Genomic DNA, 22958 nt, shown 5'->3' on the forward strand with positions numbered 1-22958 from the left:
TATATCAATATAAATAGGAGGTCATTTTATCATGGCAAAAGAGATCAAATACGGCGCAGAAGCAAGAGCAGCACTTGAAGCTGGTGTAAATAAACTTGCAGATACAGTAAGAGTAACACTTGGACCGAAAGGAAGAAATGTAGTACTTGACAAATCTTTCGGTGCTCCGCTTATCACAAACGATGGTGTTTCCATTGCAAAAGAGATCGAGCTTGAGGACGGATTCGAGAATATGGGTGCTCAGATCATCAAAGAGGTTGCATCCAAGACAAACGATGTAGCTGGTGATGGTACTACAACAGCAACCGTACTTGCACAGGCAATGGTACATGAGGGAATGAAGAACCTGGCAGCAGGAGCGAACCCGATCATCCTCAGAAAAGGAATGAAAAAAGCAACAGATGTTGCAGTAGAAGCAATCAAGAACATGAGCCAGGCAATCAACGGAAAAGCTCAGATCGCTAATGTAGCCGCAATCTCTGCAAGTGATGAGCAGGTTGGACAGCTGGTTGCAGACGCTATGGAGAAGGTTTCCAAGGATGGTGTTATCACTGTTGAGGAGTCCAAGACCATGCATACAGAGCTTGACCTTGTTGAAGGTATGCAGTTTGACCGTGGATATATTTCCGCATACATGTCTACAGATATGGAGAAGATGGAGGCAACTCTTGATGATCCGTATATTCTGATCACAGATAAGAAGATCAGCAACATCCAGGAGATCCTTCCGCTTCTTGAGCAGGTTGTTCAGGCTGGTGCAAAGCTTCTCATCATTGCAGAAGATGTTGAGGGTGAGGCTCTCACAACCCTGATCGTTAACAAACTGAGAGGAACCTTCCAGGTAGTAGCTGTTAAAGCACCTGGCTATGGTGATAGAAGAAAAGAGATGCTTCAGGATATCGCGATCCTGACAGGCGGACAGGTGATCTCTGACGAGCTCGGTCTTGATCTGAAGGAAGCTAAAATGGAGCAGCTCGGACGTGCAAAATCCGTTAAGGTTGCAAAAGAGAATACAGTTATCGTTGACGGCCTTGGCGATAAAGATGCCATCGCAAAACGTGTTGCTCAGATCCGTGCGCAGATCGAGGAGACAAAATCCGAGTTTGATAAAGAAAAACTTCAGGAAAGACTTGCAAAACTGGCAGGCGGCGTAGCTGTTATCCGTGTAGGTGCTGCTACTGAGACAGAGATGAAAGAAGCAAAGCTTCGTCTTGAGGATGCTCTTGCAGCAACAAGAGCAGCTGTTGAGGAAGGTATCATCGCAGGCGGCGGCTCTGCTTATATCCATGCTTCCAAAGAGGTTGCAAAGCTTGCAGCAACACTTGAGGGAGATGAGAAGACAGGTGCTTATGTGATCCTGAAAGCCCTTGAGGCTCCGTTGTTCCACATTGCTGCAAACGCAGGACTGGAAGGCGCTGTTATCATCAACAAGGTAAGAGAGTCTGAGGTAGGTACAGGCTTTGATGCTCTGAATGAGAAATATGTAAACATGGTTGAGAATGGAATCCTTGATCCTGCAAAGGTTACAAGAAGTGCACTTCAGAACGCAACAAGTGTTGCATCTACACTTCTTACAACAGAGGCTGTAGTTTCTACGATCAAAGAGGATACTCCTGCTCCGGCACCAAACCCGGGAATGGGAATGATGTAATTTCAAGCAGGCAGGTAAATAATTTACAAAATGAGAGGGCCTGCGTCATGGACGCGGCTCTCTTTTTGTGTTATAATCAAAAGAAATCAGTAAATTACGAAAGGAAGAAGCAAATGAGTGACTTATATTCAGAACTTCTGGTAAAGAAGAAACAGACAGGGAAGGATCTTGCTATAAAATACGGTCTTATTGCACTGACCGTGATCATGGTTCTGGGAGGTCTGGTGCTGAATGCACTTCTTCTGGTTCCGGCTATCGCTCTTGGTGTTGCATGCTATTTTGTAATTCCGAAAACAGACCTGGAATATGAATATCTGTTTGTTAACGGGGAACTGGATATTGATATGATCATGTCCAAGTCAAAGAGGAAAAGAGTAAAATCACTTCAGCTTGCGGAGGCTGATCTTGTGGCACCTCTGAAATCCCACAGAATGGATTATTACAACGGAAATCAGAAGATGAAAACCATAGACTTTTCCTCAGGTATTGAGGATCATAAGCGCTATGCCATGATCGTAAGAGACAGCGGAGAAACCTGCAAGGTGATCCTGGAACTGGATGATGAACTTGCCAATACCATGAAAAATTCTGCACCGAGTAAAGTTTTTTTGGATTGACATGAATCTTGTTTTTTGTTACACTAGTTCACAAATTTAAAATATCTTACACAAAGGGAGGAAATGCAATGGGTACTATTATTGGTGAAGGCATTACGTTTGATGATGTCCTGCTGGTTCCGGCTTATTCTAAAGTAATTCCGAATCAGGTTGATGTTTCAACGTATTTAACCAAGAAAGTAAAGCTGAATATCCCCATGATGAGTGCGGGAATGGACACAGTTACAGAGCACAGAATGGCAATTGCTATGGCCAGACAGGGTGGTATCGGTATCATTCACAAGAATATGTCCATTGAGGCACAGGCAGAAGAGGTTGACAAAGTTAAACGTTCTGAGAACGGTGTTATCACCGATCCATTTTATCTTTCAGCAGAGCATACACTGAAGGATGCCAATGACCTGATGGCGAAATACCGTATTTCCGGTGTTCCGATCACAGAAGGCAGAAAACTGGTAGGTATTATTACAAACCGTGATCTTAAATTTGAGACAGATTTCAGCAGAAAGATCAAGGAGTGCATGACTTCAGAAGGACTAATCACAGCTAAGGAAGGAATCACACTTGAGGATGCCAAGAAGATCCTTGCGAAATCCCGTAAGGAGAAATTACCCATTGTAGATGATGACTTTAATTTAAAAGGACTCATTACCATCAAGGATATCGAGAAACAGATCAAGTATCCGCTTGCAGCCAAGGATGCACAGGGAAGACTTCTCTGTGGTGCTGCGGTTGGCATCACAGCAAATGTGCTTGCACGTGTTGATGCGCTTGTGAAGGCTAATGTAGATGTGATCGTAATTGATTCTGCACATGGTCATTCAGAAAACATTTTAAAAGCAGTCCGCGAGATCAAGGCAACATATCCGGAGCTTCAGGTAATCGCAGGTAATGTTGCAACAGGCGAAGCTACCAAGGCTCTGATCGAGGCTGGAGTAGATGCAGTTAAAGTTGGTATCGGACCGGGATCTATCTGTACAACACGTGTTGTTGCAGGTATTGGTGTTCCGCAGGTTACTGCAGTTATGGATTGTTATGAAGTGGCTAACAGCTACGGAATCCCGATCATTGCAGACGGCGGTATCAAATATTCCGGAGATATCACCAAGGCCATCGCAGCAGGTGCCAATGTCTGCATGATGGGAAGCATGTTCGCAGGATGCGACGAGAGCCCGGGAACATTCGAGCTTTATCAGGGAAGAAAATATAAAGTATATCGTGGAATGGGATCTATCGCAGCTATGGAGAATGGCAGCAAGGATCGTTATTTCCAGGAGAATGCAAAGAAGCTTGTGCCGGAGGGTGTTGAGGGTCGTGTTGCGTATAAAGGACACGTTGAGGATACCGTATTCCAGCTGATCGGTGGTTTAAGATCCGGTATGGGTTACTGTGGAGCAGAAAATATTGAGAAGCTTAAGACAACAGGCAGATTCATCAAGATTTCAGCTGCATCTCTTAAAGAGTCACATCCACATGACATCCACATTACAAAAGAGGCTCCAAACTACAGTGTAGATGAATAATAAAGGAAAAAAAGGTAAGACCGGTAAAAAGTCACCCAGGCCGTCCCATAGCGGGCGGCCTGTTTCCGTAAAGAAAACTTCCTCCGGGTCTTCCAGAAGAAAAAAGAAGTCTTTGAGAAAAAAGAACCCGATCAAGATCCTGCAGAGGATTGTGCTGATATGTATCATTGTGATCGTTGCTTTTGCTGCGTGTGCGTTAGGATACGCATTTTTTGAGATGCGCATGGAACAGAGTGAAACTCAGTCCGGACAGGAAGAAATATCCGGGAATGCCAGCGGAAATGGCGGACCGGAACAATGGCAGGCAGAAGGAGCACCTTTTATTGATGTGGAGCTTCTGACACCGAATTCCTATTCCAGACCACAGATTTCTATGGAACAGGTAAATTATATAGCCATTCATTATACGGCCAATCCGGGATCTACTGCCGTATCCAATCGGAATTATTTTGAAAATCTTGCGACAACGCAGGACAACAAAGTCAGCAGTCATTTTGTGATAGGGTTGGAGGGAGAAGTGGTACAATGTATTCCCACTTCGGAAATATCCTATGCCACAAATTCCAGAAATGTAGATACCATATCCATTGAATGCTGCCATCCGGATGAAACAGGGCAGTTTAATACAGCAACCTATGATTCGGCGGTAAAGCTGACAGCGTGGCTTTGTACACGCTTTGGACTGACTTCGGATCAGGTGATCCGTCATTATGATGTCACAGGTAAAGACTGTCCGAAGTATTACGTGGAAAATCCCGATGCATGGATCCAGATGAAATCAGACATTGCAGCACAGATCCAGACAGATTATGCATTACAGGGGAAATAAAGTGTTATTGTTTATTTTGTGAGCAACAAGAAGTCTGGAAAAATAATTTCTGAAAATAGGGGCTTGAAAATTAAGAAGAAGTATTGTAGTATAACAGCAGAAGCTGCATGACTGGCGGAAAGTAGGATTACCTACAGGGAGTGCAGTGAAGTGAGAAGCCGACCGCCTGGGCAGCCTGATAAGGGGTGTCCAGGCGGTTTTTTGTTACCGTTCATATCCTGGGATAAGCCCCGGGCCTTACATTAGACAAGGAGGACTGTGAAAAATGACGACATTTTCACTTGAAAAAGAACTGAAAGAAAATTCCTATCCGGGAAGAGGAATTGTGATCGGACGTTCCGCTGACGGGAAACATGCAGTTACTGCATATTTTATTATGGGAAGAAGCGAGAACAGCAGAAACCGTATTTTTGTTGAGGATGGGGAAGGAATTCGTACACAGGCTTTTGATCCATCCAAGCTTACAGACCCGAGCCTGATCATTTATGCACCGGTACGTGTCCTTGGAAATAAGACCATCGTAACAAACGGTGATCAGACAGATACGATCTATGAGGGAATGGACAGACAGCTCACCTTTGAACAGTCTCTTCGCAGCAGAGAGTTTGAGCCGGATGCGCCGAACTATACACCTCGTATTTCGGGTGTTCTTCATGTTGAAAACGGTAAATTCAATTATGCGGTGTCTATTTTAAAGAGCAATAACGGAAATCCGGATTCCTGTCTTCGTTATACATTTGCCTACGAGAATGCGGCAGCAGGGCAGGGACGTTTTATCCATACTTATAAATGCGATGGAAATCCACTTCCAAGTTTCGAGGGAGAGCCGAAGCTGGTAGAGATCCCAAACGATATTGATGAGTTTGCGGATCTCCTCTGGAAGAGCCTGAACCAGGATAATAAAGTTTCTCTCTTTGTTCGTTTTATTGACATTGAGACAGGAAATTATGAATCTAGGATCGTAAACAAGAATAAATAAGAAAATAGGGATATCACAGAGAACGGAGGAGCTTTTTCATGAAAGAATTACAGTTAAAATACGGATGTAACCCAAATCAGAAACCATCAAAGATCTATATGGCAGATGGAAGTGAGCTTCCGATCCAGGTACTCTCCGGAAGACCAGGATACATCAACTTCCTGGATGCCTTTAATGGCTGGCAGCTGGTACGTGACCTTAAGAAAGCAACCGGACTTCCGGCAGCAACTTCATTTAAGCATGTATCTCCGGCAGGTGCTTCCATCGGACTTCCGCTGAATGAGACACTGGCAAAGATCTACTGGGTAGATGATATGGACTGGAAGAATTTTTCCCCGCTTGCATGTGCGTATGCAAGAGCAAGAGGTGCAGATCGTATGTCATCATTTGGTGATTTCATTTCTCTTTCTGATGTCTGCGACAAAGATACCGCAATGCTGATCAAGAGAGAGGTTTCTGATGGTGTGATCGCACCTGGATATACAGAGGAGGCTCTTGAAATTCTGAAGCAGAAGAAAAAAGGCAATTACAATGTGATCCAGATCGATGAAAACTATGTACCGGAACCTTTGGAGCACAAACAGGTATTTGGAGTCACCTTTGAGCAGGGCCGCCAGGAGCTGGCAATTGATGATGCGCTGATCTCCAATATTGTAACAGAGAATAAAGAGCTTACGGAAGAAGCCAAGAGAGATATGCAGGTTTCTCTGATCATCCTGAAATATACACAGTCCAATTCCGTATGCTTTGTTAAGGATGGACAGGCTATCGGCGTTGGTGCAGGACAGCAGTCCCGTGTACATTGTACACGCCTTGCAGGCCAGAAAGCAGATAACTGGTACCTCCGTCAGTGCCCGAAGGTACTGGAGCTTCCGTTTAAAGACACGATCACACGTGCGGAGAGAGATAATGCCATTGATGTTTACATTGGTGAGGAATATATGGATGTCCTTGCAGATGGTGCATGGGAAAAGACATTCTCAGAGAAGCCGGAAGTGTTCACAAAAGAAGAGAAGAGAGCATGGCTGGATGGTCTTACCGGCGTGACACTGGGATCCGATGCATTCTTCCCATTCAGTGATAATATCGAGCGCGCATATAAGAGCGGTGTAAAATATATTGCAGAGCCGGGTGGATCTGTACGTGATGACGCAGTTATCGATACATGTAATAAGTATGGAATGGTGATGGCATTTACAGGAATCCGCCTTTTCCACCACTAAAAGATGCATGCCTTGGCCATGATATGCAGCTGAAATAAAAGATAAAAAATATAAAGTCCCGAATCTGAATTTCTGGAAAAAAGAGATCAGACTCGGGACTTTTTGATCGAAAAAGGATAGTTTTAAAAATAAAAAAAGAACTCTGAAAAACTCAGAGTTCTGAAGAGCGATAGACGGGGCTCGAACCCGCGGTCTCGACCTTGGCAAGGTCGCGCGTTACCAACTACGCCACTATCGCATATGTCTTATCGCTTCAAGTATTTCCCTCAGCGACAAGACATATATTAGCATAGATTTTATATTCTGTCAAATGTTTTTTGGAATTTTTTTGAAATTATATACAACATATAAAGTTTATTCCAGACATCTGAAATAGAACTTGTATATGACAATATTTCGCTGGTTTATGAGTTATTGTCTAAGTGGTAATAGCGCAAAACATGATCCGGATAGTATTGGTCACCATAGTCCCATGGACCGGCAGGATCATGAAGGGGATCATCTTCATCACGTTGTGTGCCGCCGCTTGCCATCTGAGCAAAGGCCTGAGCACTTTGGGCCGTCCACACAGTTTGACCGTTTTCTTCCAGATAAGCAAAATAGGAATCGGCTCCGAAATTGTATGCCTGCAGAGCCAGACGGATCTTGGAAAGATCAGTCGGACCGGTACAGCCGGCTTTATCCAGAGCATATTTCAGCTCCTGGATGCCACAGGAAATAGAGTAAGAAGGATCTGTGATACCATTGGGCTGCTGCGGATATCTGGTGTTGTAGGCTCCTTCTGAAGATTGCATGGGATCAGTACCCTGCCCGGAGCTTTCCTGCATCATCACGGCCAGGAGCAGGTCTACATAGTCGGACATATCATATTGTGCTGCTTCGCTGGAGACCTCATCGCGATAAGCTTCACAGGCTGCATTGATCTGATGGGCTTCCTCCTGCCTGCCGGAAAATTTGGAAAAACGCAGAAGGATACAGCCCACGATCAGCAGAAAAAGACATGTCAGAAAGATCTTCTGCCTTCGCACCTGCTGTACACGGAGTTTGTGGCGCTGTTTTTTAGTAAGGGTTGGTTTCTTGTGTTTTATATTCATATAAGTATTGTATCCGTTACGGATAGATTTGACCAGTTAAAAAATATGATCTTTTTGTTAAAAATTTCTGAAGACTGTCCTGTGAAATTGCAAAATATGATCTGATATGCTATGATAGTCGGGACAAACCGTAGAATGCCGGAATAAAGGAGGCAAGATTTCATGCGAAAAAAGCTTCTGGCAGTTATTTTATGTGCTTCTATGCTTTTCCCTGCATCCGTATCAGCAGAGGTACTGGGATATGAAGCAACACTGGATACATATACAAAGGAGAAAAAAACACCTCAGCAGTTTCAGATCGATGATGGGGCGGGAAACACAGTAAATGTTTTGGCGAAGAGTGATACGCTTTATGTTACAGCGAAAAATACGGAAATCCGGTCCAATCCGGGAGACAGTGGTACAGAGCTGCGTTCTGTGATCCTGGGAACGAAACTTGAAAGAGTTGCAGTCTGTGACAATGGCTGGAGCAAGGTGACCTTCCAAAAGAAAGGGGAGGACAAGATCATCGGTTATGTTTCGGACAGTGTGCTCAGTGATACGGAGATCGTAAATAAATTTACAGATACAGTTACAGCGGCACAGGACAGTGATATCCTGGATTATCCCGGCAAGAAGGACGGAGAGGTTGTAGGAGAGGTCCTTCAGGATGATGAGTTGAAAAGAACAGGTACGGTAGATGCTATTTGGAGCAGGATCGTTTACACAGATGACAGTGGTTCAGATCACGTCGGCTATATTCCGACCAGCTGTCTGGAAGGTTATCAGGCTACGGAAGTGGCCAAGGCAGAGCAGGAAAAGAATACAAAAGCAGGATCCCTTACCAAGAGTTCCGGGGAGGGCGTTTTTGCGGATGCGGTGGATGGTGTAACTTCCACAGGTGGTTCCGGAAGTACCGCAGCTGGCGTACAGATCGGAACGCCGGTATCAGTATCTTCTGACGCGACACTGAAACCACTGGGAACATTCCGGATCACGCATTATTGTCCGTGCAGCATCTGCTGCGGACCATGGGCGAATGGAATTACTTCCACAGGAGTAACGGCCACTACCAACCGTACGATCGCAGTGGATCCGAGTCAGATCCCATACGGTTCCAAAGTAGTGATCAATGGACAGGTTTATGTTGCAGAGGACTGTGGAGGAGCGATCCGGACCAATTGCATTGATGTATATGTGGCAACACACTCCGAAGCAGAGCAGAAGGGCGTGTTTTATACAGAAGTTTATTTGCTTCAGTGATCAGAAAAAGACTGCTGTAGATTCCACAAGGGATTTGCAGCAGTTTTTTGTATAAAAAAACTCTGACCAGCAGAGGCTATTCTGCGATCAGAGTAAAAAAATAATGCCCAGAGCCGGAATCGAACCAGCGACACGAGGATTTTCAGTCCTCTGCTCTACCAACTGAGCTATCTGGGCATGTCTCTTTCGAGTACTTTGTTACTTTAACACATTTATGTAGAGAATGCAAGGAAAAAATAAAAAAAGCAGATGTTTTTCTGAAAAATCTGATTTTCAAAAAAACATCTGCAATATTATGGCTACAGATTTATCTGGCAGCAAGATAGATTTTTTCCATATCTTTCATGTTCAGCTGTTTGAACACACCGATGGTTCGGGTGTCTTCAAAGCTGCATTTAAACGCCAGATCATGAATCTCCTTTTCTGTAAGATCAAGACCAAGCTCATGAAGGCTGGTAGGCATCTGGATGGAACGGAAATAATCTTCCATGGCTTCTATGCCGGCAAGAGCAGTTTTGTTGAAGTCGGTACTGCAGGGAATGTCAAAGATATTGACTGCAAACTGGGCAAAGCGTTCCGGATTTGCATCATAAACGTAACGTGCCCAGCTTCCCCACAAAGCGGCAAGACCGGCTCCGTGAGCCACATCGTAGGTGCCGCCCAGTTCATGCTCCAGCTGGTGACAGGCCCAGTCACCACCGCCGGTTCCGCAGCCGGTAAGTCCATTGTGGGAAAGGCTGCCGGCCCACATGATCTCTGCCCGTGCAGTATAATTATCCGCCTCCTTCATCAGGATCCGGGAGTTATAGATCACGGTCTGCATCAGAGATTCGCTGATACTGTCGGTGATCTCCATGGTTTCGATATTTACAAAGTACCGTTCCATAGTATGCATCAGGATATCCACACAGCCGCTTTCGGTCTGATATTGCGGCAGGGTATAGGTGAGGCGGGGATTTAAAATAGCAAAACGTGGGCGGCACAGATCGTTGCGGGCACTACTCCGTTTCAGCCAGCCCTCTTCATTGGTAATCACACAGGATCCACTCATTTCACTTCCGGAAGCTGCGATCGTCAGGATAACGCCTACAGGAAGACAGGCTTTTGGGGTTTCGGTGCGGAGAAAAAAGTTCCATACATCTGTATCCGGATTGGCAAGTCCATAGCCGATGGCCTTGCAGGAATCAATAACGCTGCCACCGCCAACAGCCAAAAGAAAATCAACCTGTTCTTTGCGGCAAAGCTCAATACCTTCACGTACCTTGGAGAGACGGGGATTGGGAACCACACCGCCAAGAGTGACATAGGAAATTCCAGCTTCATCCAGAGAAGATCGGATCTCATCGATCAGACCGGAGCTTACTGCACTGTGGCTGCCATAATGGATCAGTACTTTGCTGCAGTTCTGCTCTTTTAGAACAGTGCCGATCTTAAGGTGTGTATCTTTTCCGAAAATAACCCGGGTAGGGGTAAAATATTCAAAATTTCTCATAGAGATTAGGCTCCTTTTTATGATTCATGATCTATTGATAAATATAACGAATCTGTTTCCTTACAGGTCAAGCAGATATTTATGATCCCGCAGGGGTATCATCTTGATTCATTTAATTGGTTAAAGTCGTTATAATAATAGCATAGAAGAGAAACAGACGCAAATAAAAGCTATTGAAAAAAGGTGTAATTTTGGGGGAATGTGATATAATGACTTCTGTGAAGGAAAAGTGACCTGATCACAGAAACAGACCAATGCGAAGCGTATATTATAGAACAGATCCAAACGAAGAAGAAAGCAGGTGTCTGAAATGGAGAATATCATTATCATAGGAGCAGGTCCGGCCGGGATCTCGGCAGCACTTTATGCGGCAAGAGGAAATATGGATCCGCTGATCATAAATACAGGGATCGGTTCACTGGAAAAAGCGGAGAAGATCGAGAACTATTACGGACTGGAGCAGCCGCTGTCCGGTAGAGAACTTTTCGAAAGAGGTCTTGCCCAGGCAAGAGCACTTGGAGTACGGATCCTGGATGTCCAGGTTGTGGGAATGGGTGGTTTTGATACTTTTGAGGTGAAAACTACCGCAGGAGATTTTGAGGCACGCAGCGTGATCCTGGCAACCGGAAGCAGGAGAGCTTCTGCCAGGATTCCGGGAGTAAAGGAATTTGAAGGAAAAGGTGTCAGCTACTGCGCAGTATGTGACGCATTTTTTTACAGAGGAAAAGAAGTGGCAGTGCTTGGAAACAGTGATTTTGCTCTTCATGAAGCAGAAGAACTTTCTCATACCGCTTCCCGTGTGACGATCTTTACAGATGGAAAGAAACCGGAATTTTCAAGAGAAAATCCGCTTCCGGTTAACACCATGAAAATCCAGGCAATCGAAGGAGATGAGCGTGTTTCCGGCATCCGCCTGAAAAGTGATGTGTCCATGCAGGAAGCAGGTACCGGAGCAGATTCTTTTGTGCCGGCAGAGGGAGTCTTTGTAGCACTTGGTACAGCCGGAAGCTCGGAGATGGCCCGCCAGATTGGAGCGGAACTGAATGAAAAAGGAAATATCCGGGTCAATGAAGAGATGGAGACTACAGTTCCGGGACTGTATGCAGCAGGTGATTGCACCGGTGGACTTCTCCAGGTGGCAAAAGCTGTTCATGACGGTGCCCAGGCAGGACTTTCCGCCTGTCAGTATGTGCGGAAGCTTCTGAAGGCGTAAGCATAAGCTGATACTAAAAATAAATACAGGATCAAGGAGGAATTTTATCATGGCAAAAGTTTTTACAACAGACAATTTTGAAACTGAGGTATTAAAGGCAGAAAAGCCGGTATTGGTAGATTTTTGGGCAACCTGGTGCGGACCATGCAGACGTCAGGCTCCGGTCGTGGAAGAGCTTGCAGAAGCCGGATATGAGGTTGGCAAGGTTGACGTAGACAAAGAGCCATCACTGGCACAGCAGTACAAGATCATGAGTATCCCCACACTGCTGGTATTCAAAGAAGGAAAAGAGACCGCACGTTTTGTGGGACTGACATCAAAGACAGAGCTTGAGGCAGCGCTTCAGTAACCAAAACAGAAAACAGAAAAAACAGATACAGCTCTGGGAACCGAAACGGTTTCCGGAGCATTGTTGGTTTACTGAAAATTTTAGACAAGGGTTAATAAAAATATGGATGAGAAAATAATAAAAAAGAATGCAGTGCCTGTGATCGCGGCAATGATCACAGCGCTGGCCTTGCCTTCTTTGATCCTTTTGTTTTTCTTCCTGGTAAAGGGCGCGAGGAAATATGCATTTATTGTGGCTGTCTGTGTTTTTGCCTGCTATCTGGGCGTAGAAAAGGGGGTAGCACCTGCCCTTGGCGTGGCACCTGGATCCCGATGTGAAATGCTTTCGGTACCGTTTCAGCAGACTGCCCGATATCTGAGAGAATATCCGGATGATGTAACCGCAAGTGAGAAGAAAGCGATAAACAGGATCCTGGATTATGATGTTCTTGCCGAGAAGTATAATCCGGAACTGTCGGATCCTGTGAAAATTACATTTAGGTTCAGAGATGATGATAATGATCCTAAATTGGATGGATACATGAACGATTATTTTAAAGCCTGGTTTGCCATGTTCCGTCGTCATCCGGGAGTATATATCCAGGCGACATTGAATAATATCTACAGTTATAATGATCCGTTCCATATGGGAAGAGGACAGCAGGGCGTGTACCGGTTCTACATAGATAAACTGTATCAGAAGAAATCCGGGATCGATGTCAGTTTTGTTGGGCCAAAAAAAATCCAGTATCTATTCAGGCTTTATGATGAATTATGGATGCGTGCACCTGGGCTGGGACTTATCTTAAGTGCAGGAACGTATACCTGGCTTACTCTGTTGCTGATGGGGTATCTTCTGGTGAAGAAACAATGGAAAAAACTCCTGATCTTTGCCATACCGGTGCTGAATATACTGATATGCCTTGTGTCTCCTGTAAATGGGATGATCCGTTATATGTGGCCGGTAATGACTATTATGCCGATGCTGTTCTGGTGGATCCTGCAGCCGGCACCTAAAACATCTTCAAATTAAAAAGTATTCATCATTTCATAAAGACGTCTTTTATCCAGAATGCGGATCGATCCCCGTGAGATCTGGATAGAGCCGTCTTTATTCATTTTTTTAAGGCTGCGGCTGACAGCTTCTCTGGCACTTCCGATGGAGCGGGCGATGGCTTCCTGTGTGAGAGCGAGCTCATCGGAACCGGTATCTGCAGCTTCATCCAGAAGAAAGGCTGCGATCCGCTGAGTCAGGGTCATAAAAAATGTCCGTTCGATTCCTGCAATCACATCTGAGAAATGTTCAGTTGTCCGTTTGTAGATGAAATTTTCCAGATAGATATTGTTTTTCATCAGCCGGGAAAAAGGAACTGCCGGAAGCAGAAGCAGATCACAGTCTGTTTCTGCATCGATCTGTACATCAAATGTAATGGCAGAAAGCATGCAGGAGGCGGAAAGAGTGCAGATGTCACTGTCCCTTAAACGGTACAGGGTAGCCTCTTTTCCCTGAGCGGACAGTAGATAAACACGGAGAACTCCCTTCAGAAGAAAAAGAGTTCCCAGGCACTGGCGCTCTTCAGACTGTATGGCAGCACCTGCCGGGTAATGAAGCTCGCGAATGTTATCAAGAAGAAAATTCTGATCTTCTTCCGTCATATGTTCCCAGAAGGGAAACGCCTGAAAATAATTCAGACAGCTGTTTCGATCCATAAAAAGATTACTCCTTTATAAAAATATATAGTACTCATTTTAACGCTGTTTGGATGGAAATACAACAAAAACGGCATTTTTGCGGCAGGAGGGAAATCCCTGTTTTTCTATTTACATCCGGTGGCGGGAACGTTATAATCATAAAGCGAAAAGGATCAACAGAGAAATAATGAAAACTGTCGGGGAAAGAATTATCCGACAGAAGTTAGGAGAATATAAAATTTGAAAATCTTACTTGCAGCATGCAATGCAAAATATATCCATTCCAATCTTGCGGTATATAACCTGAAATCCTGTTCCGGAGAATACAGTTCCAGGGTTGTGGTCAAAGAGTATACGATCAATCAGATCAGGGATGACATTTTAAAAGACATTTATCTGGAGCAGCCGGATGTGGTCTGCTTTTCCTGCTATATCTGGAATATTTCTTTTGTCAGGGAGCTGGTGCCGGATCTTAAGAAGATCCTTCCACAGGTGGAGTTTTGGGCAGGAGGCCCGGAGGTATCCTACGATGCGGTGGAATTTCTGAAAAAGAATCCTGCGTTTTTTGGAGTGATGGTGGGAGAAGGAGAGGAAACCTTCCATGAACTGGCAGGTTATTATATAGAAAGAAAACCGGAAACTTTGAGCGGGATCCGCGGAGTGGCTTTTCGTGATGAAAACAAAGGCAGGGATATTGTACACACGGGCTGGCGGGAATTGATGGATTTAAGTAAAGTTCCGTTTGCATACAGCAATCTTACAGAGTTTAAAAACCGTATTATTTATTATGAGAGCAGCAGGGGATGCCCCTTTTCCTGCAGCTACTGCCTTTCTTCCATAGATAAGAAGCTTCGGTTCCGTGATATTGAGCTTGTAAAAAAGGAATTGCAGTTTTTTATTGATAATAAAGTTCCTCAGGTCAAATTTGTGGATCGTACCTTCAACTGCAAGCATGACCATGCCATGGAGATCTGGAGGTATATTACGGAGAATGATAACGGAATCACCAATTTTCATTTTGAGATTTCAGCAGATCTTCTCCGTGCGGAGGAGCTGGCGCTGATGAAAACCATGCGTCCGGGACTGATCCAGCTGGAGATTGGTGTACAGTCCACCAATCCTCAGACCATCAAAGCCATTCGGAGAACCATGGATTTTGAAAAGCTGAAAGGGATTGTAGAGCAGATCCACAGCTTTGGAAATATCCACCAGCATCTGGATCTGATCGCAGGACTTCCCTATGAGGGATACGACAGCTTCCACAAGTCCTTCTGCGATGTTTACGCACTGCGTCCGGAACAGTTTCAGCTTGGTTTTCTGAAGGTGCTGAAGGGTTCACACATGATGGAAATGACAGGGGAATATCAGATTCTTTACAAGGATCGGGAACCCTATGAGGTACTTTCCACAGCCTGGATGACCTACGGGGAGATTTTAAGGCTGAAAATGGTGGAAAGTATGGTGGAAGTGTATTATAATAGTGGGCAGTTCAAAAATACCCTTGTATTTCTGGAGAAGTATTTTGACGATCCTTTCCGGATGTATGAGGCACTTGGCAGATTTTATGAGAAAAAAGGATACTCGGAGATCTCTCATTCCAGGATGAGGCGCTATGAGATCCTTATGGAGTTTGCCGGAGAACAGAAAGAGATCCCGTCGGAAGCACTTTCCGATGTAATGCTCCTGGATCTTTATCTTCGAGAGAATTTAAAGAGCAGGCCATCCTTTGCTTCAGACCAGAAGCCGTATGAGCGGCTGATCTGGGATTACCGGAAAGCGAAAAAAATCCCGAAAACCGCCCATATCGAGGTGTTCCGGGATGGAAAGAAGCTTCTTTTTGATTATACAGACAGGGATCCTTTGACCAACAATGCGCAATTAACGGATATTACAGATGAGGTGAATGATAATTATGGGAATGTTTGATCCGAAAAAAAGAAAAGTGATCACAGCGATCATCGCAGTTATTCTGGTACTGGCAATGGTAGTTCCGACAGTGCTTTCGCTTATCCTTTATTAAGGCGGCAGTTATGAAACTTGGAAAAAAAGCACTGGAGGCGCTTCAGGCAGAGATAGACGGACGGCTTATGCCGGGAGACGAGCTGATCGTGGCAGGCCCTGTGGCAGCAGAAGGAACTGCATGGATCACAAAGAATTATTATGACAGGCTGCGGGAGTTTTTTGCAGAACGGTTTCTCGAGGATGCTGTAAAGCTTCCTGAGGTTTACGGAACAGGAACAGAGAATGATAAAATTTGGAAAATGGCGGAAGAATCCGGAGCCAGTGCCCGATATCGGATGGGAGAAGGCGGCTTTCTTGCTGCCCTCTGGAAAATGGCGGAGGCATCCGGAGTAGGTCTTAGTGCAGATCTTCGAAGTGTGCCCATCCGACAGGAAACCATAGAGATCTGTGAGATCTTTGATGTGAATCCGTACAAGCTGCTTTCCGGCGGAAGTATTCTTATGGGAATCCATGGCGGTGATGCGTTTGTGCAGCAGTTGCGGCGAGAGGGGATCATGGCAGCAGTGATCGGGCAGACCGATTCCGGAAATAACAGGCTTCTTTACAGCGGCGGAAATGCCAGATATCTGGAACGCCCGGCAGAAGATGAGACCAAAAAGCTTGGCTTTTTGATCTCATGAGCAAGCAGCGAAGCGGATTGCGAATGTATATTTTGTATATTTAATGCTATGTAGAAAAGAGGAAAAAAATAAATGGGAGTTTTGAATATTGTGCTCCATGAGCCGGAAATTCCGGCAAATACAGGAAATATCGGAAGAACCTGTGTGGCAACAGGAACCAGGCTGCATCTGATCGAACCGCTTGGTTTTCGCCTGAATGAAAAGGCCATCAAGCGTGCAGGTATGGATTATTGGGAACATCTGGATGTGACCAGATATCTGGATTATGAGGATTTTCTCAAAAAGAATCCGGGAGCAAAGATTTATTACGCAACCACCAAGGCACCTCAGACTTATACAGATGTGCAGTATGAGGATGACTGTTTCATTATGTTTGGCAAGGAGAGTGCGGGAATCCCGGAGGATATCCTGGTAAACAATCAGGAAACTTGCGTGCGGATCCCGATGATCGGAGATATCCGTTCCCTGAATTTAAGCAATTCAGTTGCCATTGTGCTTTATGAGGCGCTGCGACAGCATAATTTTACGCATATGAATCTGGAAGGCCATCTGAGAAATTACGATTGGAAATAAGCCTGCAAAGAGTAAATAAAAACCTCTGATCCGGAAATACTGTAGGAGATATTGAGAGATATTTTTTTTACAGCCTTCCGGATCAGAGGTTTTTTGATGTTTTATTTTGCTTTTTCCAGTGTAAAGATAAATTCTGTTCCAACACCTACGGTGCTGATCACATTGATATTCTGCTTATGAGCGTTGATGATCTCTTTTACAATGGCAAGGCCAAGCCCGGTACCCTTGCGGTCTTTTCCACGGGAGGCATCGATCTTATAGAAACGGTCCCAGATCCTGGAAAGACTTTCCTTTGGAATTCCGCTTCCATGGTCTTTGACTGAGACAAAAACCTTGCCATGATTGACTGTGGTTTCCAGTGTGATAGAAGAATTGTCGCTGCTGAATTTTACCGCATTGTCCAATAAATTGTACAGTACCTGCTGGATCTGTTCCATATCTGCACGGACAAAAAGCTCTTTTCCCGCAAGGAGGAGCTCCAGACGGATGTTTCGTTCCGAACAGGTTCCCTCAAAGGTGGCGGCTGTGGTACGGATCGTTTCATTGATATCAAAACGCCGCATATGCATCATACGCTTTTTGACATCCAGTTCGTTTAAGGTAAGGAGACTTCGGGTAAGCTTCTCCAGACGGGTGGATTCAAAAGCAATGACTTTCAGATAACGTTCCTGCATTTCCGGTGGGATGGTACCGTCCAGCATGGCTTCCACATAGCCTTTGATGGAGGTCAGAGGCGAGCGGAAATCATGGGACACATTGGAAATGAATTGTCGTTGATACTCTCCGTTTTTGTTCAGCTTGTCTGCCATGTAATTCAGGGAGTGGGAAAGATATCCCATCTCATCTTCAGAATCTACGGGGATCGTGTAGGTAAGATTTCCGTTGGCAAATTCCAGGGCACCCTTTAAGATTTCTTTCAGAGGTTTGTGGACCCTGTAAAAATAGATCAGAAGAAAACTGAAAAACAGTGCATAGATCACAATAAAGATCAGGACCATAACCTCTACGATATTGCTGCGGCTTTCGTAGAGGTTTTTCATAGGGTAGTGGATCACCAGATAACCAGTCACCAGATCCGTATCTTTTATGGGAACGACTGTGCTTAGCTGTGTGGTTTTTAATGTCCCGTAAAACGTACCGGAGGAATAGCAGGTATCTTCGTAATCTTCCGGTCGGAAGTTCCTGACGGTGATATCACCGGAATCAGAGGGCTGCTGGTTTGTGTTTATCAGAACGTTCCCATCTGTATCCATAACCCAGAAATCTGCATTTTGAAAGGCTGCTGCAGAGGAAAGAGCCAGGGTGAGGGATTCGTTTTTGGGGCTTTTTACAGCCTGACGAAGTTCATTTTTGGAAACCATCTGGCTGGCAGTGCGGTAAAGGGACTCTCCGGTAGAGCGCTCCAGCCTTTTTTCTACCAGGTAGGAGCCACCGGAGGAAAGCAGCAGAAAGCAGATTCCGCCCAGCATAAAGTACAGGATCAGCAGTTTAGTATAAAGATGCTGTTTCATGAATCCTTTACCTCAAATTTGTAGCCGATCCCCCAGACTGTGGAAAGAGCCCAGTTTGGATTATCCTTGATTTTTTCACGGAGACGTTTGATGTGAACGTCTACGGTTCTGGTATCGCCAATGTATTCATAGCCCCAGATGTGATCCAGAAGCTGTTCTCTTGTGAAAACCTGATTGGGAGAAGATGCCAGGAAATAGAGAAGCTCCAGCTCCTTTGGCGGCATATCGATCTGGTGTCCCATATAAGTTACAGAATAGTTGGTCAGGTTGATCACCAGATCCGGATAGGAAACACATTTTTCCTTTGGCGCGGCAGACGGAGATTTTACATGAAATCTGCGCAGTACCGCACGGACACGTGCCACCAGCTCTTTGGAGTCAAAAGGCTTGATGATGTAATCATCCGCTCCAAGCTCCAGTCCCAGGACTTTGTCAAAGGTTTCTCCCTTGGCGGAAAGCATAATGATCGGTACATCGGAGGTGTGACGGATCTCACGGCATACCTGGTATCCGTCAATGCCCGGAAGCATGAGATCCAGAAGGATCAGATCCGGGTGAAAAATATGGAACTGCTTCAGGGCTTCCTCGCCGTCATTTACGATCTTAGTCTCAAAGCATTCTTTTGTGAGATAGAGAGCAACCAGCTCTGCAATGTTGTTGTCATCGTCAACAATGAGGATTTTCTGTTTTGTAGCCATGGCTTCAGCTCCTTTTTATTTCTTGAATTCTACAATGGTCACGCCGGCATCGCCTTCTCCGAATTCGCCGAGACGGAAGGAAGCTACGTGCTTTTGGCGCTTCAGGTAATTGTGGACACCTTTGCGGAGGGCACCGGTACCTTTTCCGTGAACGATACGGACGGATTTCATGTGTGCGATATAGGCGTCATCCAGATATTTATCCAGCTCTGCAACTGCCTCATCTACGGTTTTTCCAAGAAGATTGATCTCTGTGGAAATGCTGGCTGCCTTGGACATACGGATCTTTCCGGCGCCGGTACGCTGCATGGAAGGAGTGGTGATCACCGGCTCGTCCACAAGCTCCAGATCGGAGATATGAACCTTGGAACGTATGATACCCATCTGCACAAAGAGATATCCTTTGGAATCCGGATGACTGGAAACTGTTCCTTTCAGATTCAGGCTGAGCACCTTTACGGTATCGCCAAGAGAAAGATCGGATGGCTTCAGCTGTTTCTTTGGCTTTTGCTTCTGCTGTCTGGAAGACATTCCATTTTCGGCTTTTGACATACGTTTTTTCAGGTTCTGGCGCTCTTTTTCCACGGAAGCGGTATCTACGTGATCCTTCTGGAATTTATGGAAAAGCTTCATGGTCTGATCTGCGTATTCCTTGGTATCGCGGAGAATCGCATGTGCCTGTTCATTGGCTTCTCTGAGAATCCGCTCTTTACGTTCATCCAGCTTTTCTTCTTTTTCCTGAAGAGATTTTTTCAGCTCTTCTACCTGTTCTTTGTAACGGGCAATTTCAGCACGCTCGTTTTCGATGGTGACACGGCTCTGCTCCAGGGATGTCAGAACATCTTCAAAAGATTCATCCTGCTCGCTGATCTGTTCCTTTGCTTTGTCGATGATGAAATCCGGAAGCCCCAGCTTGGAAGAAATGGCAAATGCGTTACTTTTTCCCGGAACACCGATCAGAAGGCGGTAGGTCGGACGCAAGGTTTCTACATCGAATTCACAGCAGGCATTTTCCACACCTGGAGTGGAGAGGGCATAGATCTTCAGTTCGCTGTAATGGGTGGTTGCCATGGTACGGATACCCTGCTCGTGAAGATGTGACAGGATCGCAATGGCAAGAGCGGCACCCTCGGTAGGGTCCGTACCTGCACCAAGCTCATCGAAGAGGACCAGGGAATCCTGATCTGCGGATTTCAGGAAGGAAACCACGTTTGTCATATGAGAGGAGAAGGTACTTAAGGACTGTTCAATGCTCTGCTCATCTCCGATATCAGCATAAACCTCGCGGAAAAGTGCAAGTTCGGAACGATCCAGCGCCGGGATATGGAGACCCGACTGTCCCATCATGGTAAGAAGACCTACGGTTTTCAGAGAAACAGTTTTACCACCGGTGTTTGGTCCGGTGACAACCAGGAGGTCAAAATCATCCCCGAGACGGATGTCAATAGGAACGGCTTTTTTCTTATCGATCAGTGGATGACGGGCCTGGCGAAGCCGGATCCGGCCTTCTGTGTTGAAAACAGGTTCACTGGCGTTCATGTCCATGGCAAGTGCGGCACGGGCAAAAATAAAGTCCAGCTGTACCATGATGGAAAGATCTGCGTGAATAGCCTCCAGCTCAGCAGCTACCTGCTGGCTTAAGGATGCAAGGATCACTTCGATCTCTTTCTGCTCTTTCAGCTCCAGCTCGCGGATGTCGTTGTTCAGCTTGACAACAGCCATGGGCTCAATGAAAAGAGTGGAACCTGTGGCGGACTGGTCGTGGATCATACCGGGAACCTGGCCTTTATATTCAGCTTTTACCGGGATACAGTAGCGACCGTCGCGCATGGTGATAACGGAATCCTGAAGATAATTCCTGGCACTTCCTGCAACCAGAGAAGAAAGCTGGGTGTGTATCCGGTCGTTGGTGGCTTTGATGCTGCGGCGGATCTGACGAAGTGTGCTGCTGGCATCGTCACTGATCTCATCCTCAGAAAGGATACAGCGGCGGATCTCTGTGCTGAGGGGTGTCAGAGGTTCCAGTGCCGCAAACATTCCGTCAAGGGAATCGGTCATTCCGTCATCACGGTCACTTCTGGAATATGCCTTTACACGGCCGGTATTCTCAAGAAGACTGCAGACAGAAAGCAGCTCCGGTGCATTCAGGGCGCTGCCAACAGTAAGACGTTTTAATGTGCCGCGGATGTCCTTGACGCTGCCGAAGGAAATGCCGCCTTTTTTGAACAGGCGTGCAAGGGCATCGTGTGTCTGCAGCTGCATGGACCGGATCTCCTCAATGTCTGTGGAAGGGGTAAGCTTTCGACAGAGATCTTTTCCCATGGGGGAGGATGCCTTGTCTGTGAGCAGATCTATGATTTTATAGTATTCAAGTGCTTTGTATGCTTTTTTGTTCATTGTTGCTATAGTTACTCCTTTTTGTTACTTCTGTTGATTCTGTGCTTTTCTGCGTAACACAGGATATGCAAAAAAACACTTCGTTTCCTATTTTACATGATTTCCATAGCAAAGGAAAGTAAAATGTGTTATGATACTGAATAAAGCCCGGAAGTAAGTGGAAACTGTGCAAAAATGCCAGAAAGCCCGGACCGGGATGCGGCCAAAGATCATAAAGAAAGTCTGGCTATGAATGCAAAGTGTGAAGCGGATGTGTTCGTGAGTATGTCTGCTTTGAAAGTAAAAAGAACAGAAAGGCAAGAATTTTATGCGTTTTTTAAATGAATTACATGAGGGAGACAGAGTAAACGGGATCTATCTCTGCAAACAGAAACAGGCAGCTACAACGAAGAATGGCAAGCCCTATGAGAATCTGATCCTTCAGGATAAAACAGGTGTGATCGATGGTAAGATCTGGGATCCCAATTCTCTGGGAATTGATGAGTTTGATGCGTTGGATTACATTGAGATCATGGGAGATGTGACAAGCTTTGCAGGCGCCATGCAGCTGAATATCAAGAGAGCACGCAAGGCAGGAGAAGGGGAGTATGATCCGGCAGATTATCTTCCTACCAGTGAGAACAGTGTGGATGATATGCAGAGCCAGCTACGAGAGCTTATCAACAGTGTGAAGAATCCCTATCTTTCCCAGCTTCTGAAGAAGCTTTTTGTAGAAGATCAGGAATTTATGAAGATATTTGAGGGACATTCTGCAGCCAAGACCGTACATCACGGCTTTATCGGCGGACTGATGGAACACACTCTTGGAGTGACACGTCTCTGTGATTACATGGCAAATGCATATCCGGTTTTAAACCGTGATCTTCTGATCACAACCGCACTTCTTCATGATGTGGGCAAAACGAAGGAGCTTTCTGCTTTTCCGATGAATGATTATACAGATGAGGGACAGCTTCTGGGACATATTGTGATCGGGGCACAGATGGTACATGATCTTGCAAAAGAGATCCCGGATTTTCCGGAGAAGCTTGAAAATCAGGTGATCCACTGTATTCTTGCACATCATGGTGAGCTGGAGTACGGTTCTCCCAAGAAACCGGCACTTGCGGAGGCAGTTGCCCTGAATCTGGCAGACAATACAGATGCAAGGATGGAGACACTGACAGAAATTTTCCACGCAGACAAAGGCAAAAAAGAATGGCTTGGTTTCAACCGGCTTTTTGAGTCCAATTTAAGAAGAACAGGAGATATTTAA

Annotated in this window: 20 protein-coding genes, 2 tRNA genes and 1 riboswitch; of the genes, 14 read left to right on the forward strand and 8 right to left on the reverse strand. The window is 45.5% G+C overall.

What is annotated here, in order from left to right; genetic code table 11:
- Positions 1-31: 31 nt before the first annotated feature.
- The 6 genes from groL to BLP57_RS10175 all read left to right on the forward strand — a co-directional run bounded on the left by groL (position 32) and on the right by BLP57_RS10175 (position 6822).
- Positions 32-1651 carry a chaperonin GroEL gene (groL, locus tag BLP57_RS10150; protein WP_022426640.1) on the forward strand — a complete coding sequence of 540 codons (1620 nt, stop codon included), beginning with the start codon at positions 32-34 and terminating at the stop codon, positions 1649-1651.
- A 113-nt stretch (positions 1652-1764) separates the two neighbouring features.
- Positions 1765-2268 (forward strand): DUF6106 family protein, encoded by a 504-nt coding sequence (locus tag BLP57_RS10155; protein WP_015524353.1) that lies wholly within the window; start codon positions 1765-1767, stop codon positions 2266-2268.
- Between the two features lie 68 nt (positions 2269-2336).
- Complete coding sequence (guaB, locus tag BLP57_RS10160) at positions 2337-3791, forward strand: IMP dehydrogenase (RefSeq protein WP_015524354.1); 1455 nt, start codon at positions 2337-2339, stop codon at positions 3789-3791.
- Positions 3792-3903: 112 nt separating this feature from the next.
- Positions 3904-4620, forward strand: coding sequence for a peptidoglycan recognition protein family protein (locus BLP57_RS10165; protein ID WP_242872606.1), 717 nt, complete (start codon positions 3904-3906; stop codon positions 4618-4620).
- Positions 4621-4717: 97 nt separating this feature from the next.
- Positions 4718-4799: riboswitch (ZMP/ZTP riboswitch) on the forward strand.
- An 86-nt stretch (positions 4800-4885) separates the two neighbouring features.
- Positions 4886-5599: an IMP cyclohydrolase gene (locus BLP57_RS10170; RefSeq protein WP_092071419.1), complete on the forward strand. Its 714-nt coding sequence runs from the start codon at positions 4886-4888 to the stop codon at positions 5597-5599.
- Between the two features lie 38 nt (positions 5600-5637).
- Positions 5638-6822 (forward strand): phosphoribosylaminoimidazolecarboxamide formyltransferase, encoded by a 1185-nt coding sequence (locus tag BLP57_RS10175; protein ID WP_092071423.1) that lies wholly within the window; start codon positions 5638-5640, stop codon positions 6820-6822.
- A gap of 165 nt (positions 6823-6987) precedes the next feature.
- On the opposite strand, the gene BLP57_RS10180 is transcribed toward BLP57_RS10175, so the two are convergent.
- Both BLP57_RS10180 and BLP57_RS10185 read right to left on the reverse strand, forming a co-directional pair.
- Positions 6988-7060: transfer RNA gene (locus BLP57_RS10180), tRNA-Gly, on the reverse strand.
- 166 nt (positions 7061-7226) lie between these two features.
- Entirely contained in the window at positions 7227-7916 is a 690-nt protein-coding gene (locus BLP57_RS10185) for a lysozyme family protein (protein ID WP_015524357.1), read from the reverse strand.
- Positions 7917-8078: 162 nt separating this feature from the next.
- Here BLP57_RS10185 and BLP57_RS10190 point away from each other — a divergent pair, with 162 nt between their 5' ends.
- On the forward strand, positions 8079-9158 hold the full coding sequence (locus BLP57_RS10190; RefSeq protein WP_092071426.1) for a 3D domain-containing protein: 1080 nt from the start codon (positions 8079-8081) through the stop codon (positions 9156-9158).
- A 104-nt stretch (positions 9159-9262) separates the two neighbouring features.
- Here the strand turns inward: BLP57_RS10190 and BLP57_RS10195 are convergent.
- Both BLP57_RS10195 and BLP57_RS10200 read right to left on the reverse strand, forming a co-directional pair.
- Positions 9263-9335, reverse strand: a tRNA-Phe gene (locus BLP57_RS10195).
- 130 nt (positions 9336-9465) lie between these two features.
- Positions 9466-10650, reverse strand: coding sequence for an iron-containing alcohol dehydrogenase (locus BLP57_RS10200; protein ID WP_092071430.1), 1185 nt, complete (start codon positions 10648-10650; stop codon positions 9466-9468).
- A 310-nt stretch (positions 10651-10960) separates the two neighbouring features.
- Between BLP57_RS10200 and BLP57_RS10205 the strand changes: the two genes are divergently transcribed.
- The 3 genes from BLP57_RS10205 to BLP57_RS10215 all read left to right on the forward strand — a co-directional run bounded on the left by BLP57_RS10205 (position 10961) and on the right by BLP57_RS10215 (position 13223).
- On the forward strand, positions 10961-11863 hold the full coding sequence (locus tag BLP57_RS10205) for an NAD(P)/FAD-dependent oxidoreductase (protein WP_092071433.1): 903 nt from the start codon (positions 10961-10963) through the stop codon (positions 11861-11863).
- 49 nt (positions 11864-11912) lie between these two features.
- Positions 11913-12212: a thioredoxin gene (trxA, locus tag BLP57_RS10210; RefSeq protein ID WP_021651804.1), complete on the forward strand. Its 300-nt coding sequence runs from the start codon at positions 11913-11915 to the stop codon at positions 12210-12212.
- 102 nt (positions 12213-12314) lie between these two features.
- Positions 12315-13223, forward strand: a complete 909-nt coding sequence (locus tag BLP57_RS10215; protein WP_092071436.1) for a DUF6020 family protein — start codon at positions 12315-12317, stop codon at positions 13221-13223.
- Here BLP57_RS10215 and BLP57_RS10220 read toward each other — a convergent pair.
- Positions 13220-13900 (reverse strand): Crp/Fnr family transcriptional regulator, encoded by a 681-nt coding sequence (locus BLP57_RS10220; RefSeq protein WP_092071439.1) that lies wholly within the window; start codon positions 13898-13900, stop codon positions 13220-13222. The genes BLP57_RS10215 and BLP57_RS10220 overlap by 4 nt on opposite strands.
- 222 nt (positions 13901-14122) lie before the next feature.
- On the opposite strand from BLP57_RS10220, the gene BLP57_RS10225 reads away from it, so the two are divergent.
- The 3 genes from BLP57_RS10225 to trmL all read left to right on the forward strand — a co-directional run bounded on the left by BLP57_RS10225 (position 14123) and on the right by trmL (position 17097).
- Positions 14123-15808, forward strand: coding sequence for a B12-binding domain-containing radical SAM protein (locus BLP57_RS10225; RefSeq protein ID WP_022426650.1), 1686 nt, complete (start codon positions 14123-14125; stop codon positions 15806-15808).
- Between the two features lie 104 nt (positions 15809-15912).
- Positions 15913-16524, forward strand: coding sequence for an AIR synthase-related protein (locus BLP57_RS10230; protein WP_022426652.1), 612 nt, complete (start codon positions 15913-15915; stop codon positions 16522-16524).
- 72 nt (positions 16525-16596) lie between these two features.
- Entirely contained in the window at positions 16597-17097 is a 501-nt protein-coding gene (gene trmL, locus BLP57_RS10235) for a tRNA (uridine(34)/cytosine(34)/5-carboxymethylaminomethyluridine(34)-2'-O)-methyltransferase TrmL (RefSeq protein ID WP_015524365.1), read from the forward strand.
- Between the two features lie 101 nt (positions 17098-17198).
- On the opposite strand, the gene BLP57_RS10240 is transcribed toward trmL, so the two are convergent.
- The 3 genes from BLP57_RS10240 to BLP57_RS10250 are packed head-to-tail and all read right to left on the reverse strand — an operon-like array spanning position 17199 to position 21703.
- Entirely contained in the window at positions 17199-18608 is a 1410-nt protein-coding gene (locus BLP57_RS10240) for a sensor histidine kinase (RefSeq protein WP_092071442.1), read from the reverse strand.
- Positions 18605-19306, reverse strand: a complete 702-nt coding sequence (locus BLP57_RS10245) for a response regulator transcription factor (protein WP_092071446.1) — start codon at positions 19304-19306, stop codon at positions 18605-18607. Before BLP57_RS10245 ends, BLP57_RS10240 begins: the two co-directional genes overlap by 4 nt.
- A 15-nt stretch (positions 19307-19321) precedes the next feature.
- Positions 19322-21703, reverse strand: coding sequence for an endonuclease MutS2 (locus BLP57_RS10250; protein ID WP_092071449.1), 2382 nt, complete (start codon positions 21701-21703; stop codon positions 19322-19324).
- A gap of 307 nt (positions 21704-22010) precedes the next feature.
- Here BLP57_RS10250 and BLP57_RS10255 point away from each other — a divergent pair, with 307 nt between their 5' ends.
- A complete protein-coding gene (locus BLP57_RS10255) occupies positions 22011-22958 on the forward strand; it encodes a 3'-5' exoribonuclease YhaM family protein (protein ID WP_092071451.1) in 948 nt (315 codons plus the stop codon).

Origin of the sequence: Blautia sp. SF-50 (assembly GCF_900101315.1) — a bacterium.
GTDB classification, from domain to species: domain Bacteria; phylum Bacillota; class Clostridia; order Lachnospirales; family Lachnospiraceae; genus Blautia_A; species Blautia_A fusiformis.

Bases quoted from the DNA above. Each gene is read 5' to 3' on its own strand.
- groL (WP_022426640.1), top strand. From the start codon at position 32: ATGGCAAAAGAGATCAAATACGGCGCAGAAGCAAGAGCAGCACTTGAA.
- BLP57_RS10155 (WP_015524353.1), top strand. From the start codon at position 1,765: ATGAGTGACTTATATTCAGAACTTCTGGTAAAGAAGAAACAGACAGGG.
- guaB (WP_015524354.1), top strand. From the start codon at position 2,337: ATGGGTACTATTATTGGTGAAGGCATTACGTTTGATGATGTCCTGCTG.
- BLP57_RS10170 (WP_092071419.1), top strand. From the start codon at position 4,886: ATGACGACATTTTCACTTGAAAAAGAACTGAAAGAAAATTCCTATCCG.
- BLP57_RS10175 (WP_092071423.1), top strand. From the start codon at position 5,638: ATGAAAGAATTACAGTTAAAATACGGATGTAACCCAAATCAGAAACCA.
- BLP57_RS10185 (WP_015524357.1), bottom strand. From the start codon at position 7,916: ATGAATATAAAACACAAGAAACCAACCCTTACTAAAAAACAGCGCCAC.
- BLP57_RS10190 (WP_092071426.1), top strand. From the start codon at position 8,079: ATGCGAAAAAAGCTTCTGGCAGTTATTTTATGTGCTTCTATGCTTTTC.
- BLP57_RS10200 (WP_092071430.1), bottom strand. From the start codon at position 10,650: ATGAGAAATTTTGAATATTTTACCCCTACCCGGGTTATTTTCGGAAAA.
- BLP57_RS10205 (WP_092071433.1), top strand. From the start codon at position 10,961: ATGGAGAATATCATTATCATAGGAGCAGGTCCGGCCGGGATCTCGGCA.
- trxA (WP_021651804.1), top strand. From the start codon at position 11,913: ATGGCAAAAGTTTTTACAACAGACAATTTTGAAACTGAGGTATTAAAG.
- BLP57_RS10215 (WP_092071436.1), top strand. From the start codon at position 12,315: ATGGATGAGAAAATAATAAAAAAGAATGCAGTGCCTGTGATCGCGGCA.
- BLP57_RS10220 (WP_092071439.1), bottom strand. From the start codon at position 13,900: ATGGATCGAAACAGCTGTCTGAATTATTTTCAGGCGTTTCCCTTCTGG.
- BLP57_RS10230 (WP_022426652.1), top strand. From the start codon at position 15,913: ATGAAACTTGGAAAAAAAGCACTGGAGGCGCTTCAGGCAGAGATAGAC.
- trmL (WP_015524365.1), top strand. From the start codon at position 16,597: ATGGGAGTTTTGAATATTGTGCTCCATGAGCCGGAAATTCCGGCAAAT.
- BLP57_RS10240 (WP_092071442.1), bottom strand. From the start codon at position 18,608: ATGAAACAGCATCTTTATACTAAACTGCTGATCCTGTACTTTATGCTG.
- BLP57_RS10245 (WP_092071446.1), bottom strand. From the start codon at position 19,306: ATGGCTACAAAACAGAAAATCCTCATTGTTGACGATGACAACAACATT.
- BLP57_RS10250 (WP_092071449.1), bottom strand. From the start codon at position 21,703: ATGAACAAAAAAGCATACAAAGCACTTGAATACTATAAAATCATAGAT.
- BLP57_RS10255 (WP_092071451.1), top strand. From the start codon at position 22,011: ATGCGTTTTTTAAATGAATTACATGAGGGAGACAGAGTAAACGGGATC.